The organism is Streptomyces sp. NPDC088915 (genome assembly GCF_044749825.1).
Taxonomy (GTDB): Bacteria; Actinomycetota; Actinomycetes; order Streptomycetales; family Streptomycetaceae; genus Streptomyces.
Genome location: NZ_JBIVIR010000045.1, coordinates 1 through 5,531 on the forward strand (window position 1 = coordinate 1; position 5,531 = coordinate 5,531).

7 protein-coding genes are annotated in these 5,531 nt (G+C 74.0%); 4 read left to right on the forward strand and 3 right to left on the reverse strand.

Annotated features, from left to right (window positions below; translation table 11 throughout):
* Positions 1-46 precede the first annotated feature (46 nt).
* On the forward strand, positions 47-649 hold the full coding sequence (locus ACIP5O_RS36800) for a hypothetical protein (RefSeq protein WP_401302207.1): 603 nt from the start codon (positions 47-49) through the stop codon (positions 647-649).
* A 56-nt stretch (positions 650-705) separates the two neighbouring features.
* On the opposite strand, the gene ACIP5O_RS36805 is transcribed toward ACIP5O_RS36800, so the two are convergent.
* Positions 706-1,587: a hypothetical protein gene (locus tag ACIP5O_RS36805; protein ID WP_401302210.1), complete on the reverse strand. Its 882-nt coding sequence runs from the start codon at positions 1,585-1,587 to the stop codon at positions 706-708.
* Positions 1,588-1,869: 282 nt separating this feature from the next.
* Between ACIP5O_RS36805 and ACIP5O_RS36810 the strand changes: the two genes are divergently transcribed.
* Both ACIP5O_RS36810 and ACIP5O_RS36815 read left to right on the forward strand, forming a co-directional pair.
* A complete protein-coding gene (locus ACIP5O_RS36810) occupies positions 1,870-3,153 on the forward strand; it encodes a competence protein CoiA (RefSeq protein WP_401302213.1) in 1,284 nt (427 codons plus the stop codon).
* 96 nt (positions 3,154-3,249) lie between these two features.
* The gene (locus tag ACIP5O_RS36815) at positions 3,250-3,543 is read left to right on the forward strand and encodes a hypothetical protein (RefSeq protein ID WP_401302215.1); all 294 of its coding nucleotides are present in this window, start codon (positions 3,250-3,252) and stop codon (positions 3,541-3,543) included.
* On the opposite strand, the gene ACIP5O_RS36820 is transcribed toward ACIP5O_RS36815, so the two are convergent.
* Together ACIP5O_RS36820 and ACIP5O_RS36825 are read right to left on the reverse strand one after the other, a co-directional pair.
* A complete protein-coding gene (locus ACIP5O_RS36820; RefSeq protein ID WP_401302218.1) occupies positions 3,494-4,381 on the reverse strand; it encodes a hypothetical protein in 888 nt (295 codons plus the stop codon). The two genes, ACIP5O_RS36815 and ACIP5O_RS36820, sit on opposite strands and share 50 nt — an antisense overlap.
* Entirely contained in the window at positions 4,378-4,530 is a 153-nt protein-coding gene (locus ACIP5O_RS36825) for a hypothetical protein (RefSeq protein WP_401302222.1), read from the reverse strand. The genes ACIP5O_RS36820 and ACIP5O_RS36825 overlap by 4 nt, the downstream gene beginning before the upstream one ends.
* 183 nt (positions 4,531-4,713) lie before the next feature.
* Between ACIP5O_RS36825 and ACIP5O_RS36830 the strand changes: the two genes are divergently transcribed.
* A partial coding sequence (locus tag ACIP5O_RS36830) for a multiprotein-bridging factor 1 family protein (protein WP_401302225.1) occupies positions 4,714-5,531 on the forward strand: 818 nt, incomplete at its 3' end.

The window sequence follows — 5,531 nt, forward strand, 5'->3', positions numbered from 1 at the left end:
GCGTCCTTCACGGGCGTGCTGCCCGAGGGCCGATGAGGAGACGTCGATGGAGTGGATGGACACCCTGCGCGAGCTGGCGGAGACCCCGGGGGTGCAGTGGGCGGCCGAAGCACTCGTTCGGGGGATCGCCCGGCGTGTGCGGCGCGGGGGCCGTTCGGCGGCCGCGCACAGTGAGGCCGGGCCGGCCGCGGCGGCCGGGGACACCGAGGGGACGGAGACGGTGATGACGACGGTCACGGGCGGCACGACGGGCGAGCAGCTCGCCGAGGACCTGCTGCGGGGCGTGGGCAACGAGTGGATGCGGGCGGCCACCCGGCTGCTGGGCGGGCACCGCAACGGGTACTGGCTGCGCCGGTTCCTCGACGAGCAGGACGCCCAGCCCGAGCACCTGCAGTTCCTCGACCGCAGCGGCACGCACCCGAGCGTGAACTGGGACGGGATCGCCCACCGCCTGATGAGCGAGTTCCCCCTCACCGACACCCCGCCGATCCAAGGCTCGCGCAGCGAGATGGCCGTCCTGCGCATCGCGACCTCGCTGGCCGGGGCCACGCCCCTCAACCTCAAGGCGTCGCTGGACGCGCTGGACGAGGCGGAGCTCCGCCTCGTCCAGCAGGCGATCACGCAGGCGGCCACCGACGTGGAGGGCTGACCGACGGACGCCGGTGGCGCCTGGATACCGGGGTGGCAACGGGCCTGAGCTGGGCGTTATCCACCCCGTAGCCGGGCGGCCTGCTGGGCCGCCCGGCAGGCCACGGCCGGGTCCACGGCGCTGAACGGCCGTACGCGAAGAAGACCGCCGGTGCCCGGGTCGGGCCCGCCCGGCGGCAGGAGGCCCACCTCGTGTGCCGTGCCGTCGACCCACCGGCCGCCGGGGCCCGGGCCGCCCTGGAGCTGGCGCACGACGGGCTCGGTGGCGAGGTAGGCCACCGGGCGCCGGGCCTGCTTGTACGCGCGCAGGATCGTCCGGAGCGCGGCCGCCGGCTTGGGCGTGAGCTCGACCTCGACCGCGGCGAGCCGGCCGCCGGGCAGCACCACGACGAGGTCGGGCCAGTGCACGGCACGAACGCCGACGGGCACGGCGAGCGTCTCCCCGCGCCGGGCGCCGGGCGGGACCTGGTCCACGCCGAGGTCGGCCAGGAGCTCCGCCGCGCGGCCGGGCACGGCTTCGGCGGCGTGCACCTCCCGCTCGGAGAGCACCCGGTGGCCTTCACCCTCCAGCCGGATACCGGCGTCGGCGACGGCCAGGCGGTGCAGCAGCCGCTCGCCCGGCGGCCGCGGGGCACCCAGCCCGGTGCCGGCGATCCGCGCGCCGCGCCCGGTCGGCCACAGAACCGTCCGCGCCCAGCGCACGTCCGCGTCCCGGTGCAGCAGCCCGGCCTCGGTCATCAGCCGTACCCGGCGCCGGGCGGCCTCGATCCGTCCACCCCAGCACGCGTACGCGGCCTGGTGGAGCGTCAGCGTGCTGTACCGGGTGGCGAGGCGGAGCAGGTGCTCGTCCTCCTCGGTGCGCTGCCACCCGTCCCCTCGGGCCTCGCCCGTACCCCTCGTCCGACGCCGGCGTTCCGCCCGCTCCCGATAGATCCCCATCGACCTTCTCTCCACTGCCTTTCCCTCTCCCTGTAGTTGGCGCACGGCCGAGCACACCGCCACGGCGGAGAAGGGAGCGTGACCTGCGAAGCGGACACGGGACGGACCGGGAGTCGTCCACCGCCGGGCGGAGGACCTGGTGGAGAACGAGGCGGTGCGGCTGGCGACAGCGGCCAGGACCGGCCGGAAAGACGCTGAGTTCCCGCCCTTCTCCGGGATCTACGGCACGAGACCGCCTCGCCGTGGGGACGCTGGCTGCCGTTGGGCGCGCGAGGAGGGACGATGGGATACACCGCCGTACACCCGGTGTGGGGTCGGCTGGACGCGTCACGGGACGACCTCGGGTGTGGCCGCGCCTGGGGGGACGTCCACCGGGTCAAAGGACTGAGGCTGGCATGTCCGGAGTGTGGGGGGCGGCTCTTCGCCCGGGCCTCCCGGTACGTGATCCGGCACTTCTACCACCAGGTCCGGCCCCAGGACTGCGAACTGGCGAACGAGTCGCCGGAGCACCACCTCCTGAAGCTGGAGCTGGCCATGGCCGCCCGGGCAGCGGGGTGGCGAGCGGAGCTGGAGGTGAGCGGCGAGGCCCGGAACTGGCGGGCCGACGTCATGGTCTTCGACGAGCAGGATCGCCCGTTCATGGCGCTGGAGGCGCAACTGTCGCCCATGACGCAGGACGAAGCGCAGATGCGTACCGACCGCTACGCCCGGGACGGTGTGGCGGTGTGCTGGGTTGCCCTTCAGGAGCGCCCGTGGGAGCGCTTCGTGCCCTCGTTGAGGGTGCACTTCCCACGCCAGCGGGACGAGACCTGGAAGGTGCGGCACGGGATGGCGCGCTACGCCTGGGAGCCACGCACATTGAAGGCGAAGGCGAAGTGGGTTCACATCACCTGCCCGCTCGGTGACGCGATCAAGTGGATCCTCGAAGGGCGGGTACGCGTCCACACTGCGGCGAACGGCACGGTGCGGTGGACGGCACCCGCGTACGAGAACCTGGCCCTCGTACGCGCCAGGATGGAAGCCGAGGTCGAGGCGGCCGAGAGGGCCGCTGCTGCCGAGCGGCGGCGCAAGGAGGCCGAGGAGCGGATTGCCGCCGGTGTCCAGCGCCGCCGGGATGCCGAGCGGCGGGCGCAGGAGCGGGCGCGGGCCCGGGAGGCCGAACTGCAGCGCTTGGCGGCGTTCTTCGAGCTGACGGGCCTGGACTCCGCGGTGTGGGAGACCTTCACGCAGATGGTCCGCTCCGCCTCGGGCAAAGCGATCAGGTGGGGGGATCTGAGCCCCGCGCACGGTGACGGGCTACTCGTCTACGCCCGGCCGAGGTGGGAAGGCGGCGGCTTCCATCTGTCTGGTGTGGTCTGCCCTGACCCGGGAGCGCTCGTCAAGTGGCCGGCGGGGCTGACGATCCTGGTGCCGAGCCGGGGTTGGCTCTCTCGTATCCAGGCCGCCGCCCGGTCCCCGCTGAAGGTTGCGGTGCTGGATCCCGTCACCGGGCACAGGGACTTCATACGGGTCGCCCCGCCTTCGGCCATTACCCCTGTTAGGCCCAATGGGCCTGATAGGGCATGACGTGGGTCGGCGTCCACTCCTGCTGAGGGAGTGGACGCTGTCGCCCGTTCGGGTCATCCGGCCCCCGTGGGGCCTGCCACCCACTACCGTGCGGTCATGAGCGAGCCGTTCGCCCAGGGCGAGGATCATCCGGCCTGTGGGATCTGTCCGTCGAAGCGTCTGCCCCGCTCGGGGTTCGTCGTCTACTCGCGCCCCTCGTGGGAGTGTCCGTTCGACCCGGCCGACGGGCTGCGCTACACCCTGGAGGACCGGACGCCGGCGTGCGTGCACCCGCACAAGCTGGGCGTGGAGCCGGACCGGATCGCCCCGCCCCCCAGGGAGCCGGCGGTCGAGGCGGAGGCTACGCCGGTACGGCGTGGTGGATGGCGCTCGTTGTTCCGCGCCCGGTGATGCCGATGCCCGCGTAGATGCCGTCGAGGACCTGGCGGCGGCGTTCGGTCTCGGCGGCGCCGATCCAGTACCGCGTCTCGACGGGGCCGAAGGCGAGCTCGTAGGCCCGGTGCGTGAAGTCGCCCGTGTCCCAGGCGGTGGCGTTGCGCTGTTCGTTGACGGTGGAGTGCACGAACGGGTGGCCGGTGCGCTGCTGGACGCGGGACAGGACGGTGAACTGGGCGCACAGGGCGTGGCAGGTGACGTCGAGCGGGACGGGGACGGGGAGCTCGGCCAGGAGCTCGTCGCCGGTCAGCTCGTAGAGGGCGCTCTTGAGCGCCATCACCCGCAGCGCGCCCTGAAGGAGGGGCTGGGCGTCGCGGGTGACGGAGTACTCGCTGACGAGCGGGCCGCCGTAGAAGTCGTCCCACTCCCCCGTGTAGAGGGCGCAGCCCTCGAGGACGGTGGGCATCTCGGGGTCGGTCTGCCAGGCCGCGTGGATCTCCCGGGCCCGGTCCGCGACGGCGGCGGGCTCGATGGCGGTGGTGGTCACGGTGGTGCTCCTCTCGGTGATGGTGCGCGGATGGTGGCCGTGCCTCCGGGAGCTGCGGGGGCGCCCCGGAGGCACGGCGTTCAGCGGGCCCCGGTTAGGGCGGATGTTGCCCGGCGCGGTGGTCAGCGGGGTGTCCTGGCCGGGCGGGAGGAGGTAGGCGCGGCGGGTCCAGGCGGGGGTGCCGGTGTGGGTGGGGAGCTGCTCGCAGCGGATCGCGAGGAGTTCGCCCTCAACGCCGGAGGCGATGTCCCGCACGGTCTTGCCGACGAGGCCGAGGACGTCGCCGGGCCTGCCGGTCGTGCTCACTCGGTCGACTCCGGAGCCGCGTCGTGCTCCTGGTCGTTCTCGTCGTCGGCGTCGAGGAAGCGGGCGTATCCGGCTCGGGCCCGGGCGACCAGGCCGGAGGAGGGAACGCCGTACGCGGGCTCGGACGACGGAGGATCGGGGTGCGTCATGCGGGCCTCGCTCCCGGGCGTCAACACGGCGACGGAGCAGTCCCCGTCAGGGACTTGCGGAGTTGACCGTACGGGCGGGCGCGGTGGGGTAACACTGACCGTGAGTACGGGTTCGCGTACGAGCGCCGAGCCGGGAGGCGGCCCGCGATGGGCAGGCAACCACCACCGCCGAGAGCACCGTCCGTGGCGGGCTTCGTCCTGCGCCTGGCCCGCGAGAGCGCATCGCTGACGCAGGCCCGGCTCGGCGAGGCGCTCATGGTCGACGTCGACACGGTGCAGGGCTGGGAGTCGGGCCGGCGGCCGCTGGCGAACGTGAAGGCCGGGGTGCTGCTGGAGCTGCGGCGGCGTCTTCCCGCGCTCGGAGCCGAGCCGGGGATCGTCGCGGCGCTGGAGGCGGCGATGGACGCCGACCGGATCCTGACGGCCAGGCTCGGCCCGGTCGACGGGCAGGTTCATCCGCTGGCCGGGTGGGTGCACACCCGGGAGACCGCGCACCTGCTGTCCTGGGCGCTGACCGGTACGACGCCGCCCGCGCTCGCCGGGCGCCTGCCCCGGCCCCGGCGCGGGCCGGCCTCCACCGCGCCCGTCTTGTCGACCGGGCAGCGCGAGGCGTTCTTCGTCCACCTGCGGGAGGCCACCGAGCGGGCGGCCCGGCAGGGCGAGGCGGGGGCGCTGCTGCACCGCCAGGCGCTGTACCTCGCCTCCTACGACCACGGGCCGGACGCGGCCGCCTGGACCCGGGCCGCCCTGCACCGCAGCCGCGACGTCCTGGCCCGGCGCGGCTTCTCCCCGCACTGGGCCGGCGCCCGGTCGACCGCCACCGCGCTCGCCCGCCAGGGCGACCCGCAGCCCCTGCTCGACTTCATCGACCACGCCCTGGCCGACGACGACACCGCCGAGGCGGCGAACCTGAACTACTGGGCCTACTGGGTCGGCGCCATGAACACCCCACAGCCGGACGACACCTTCATGACCGACCGCGCGCTCACCGGATGGGACCC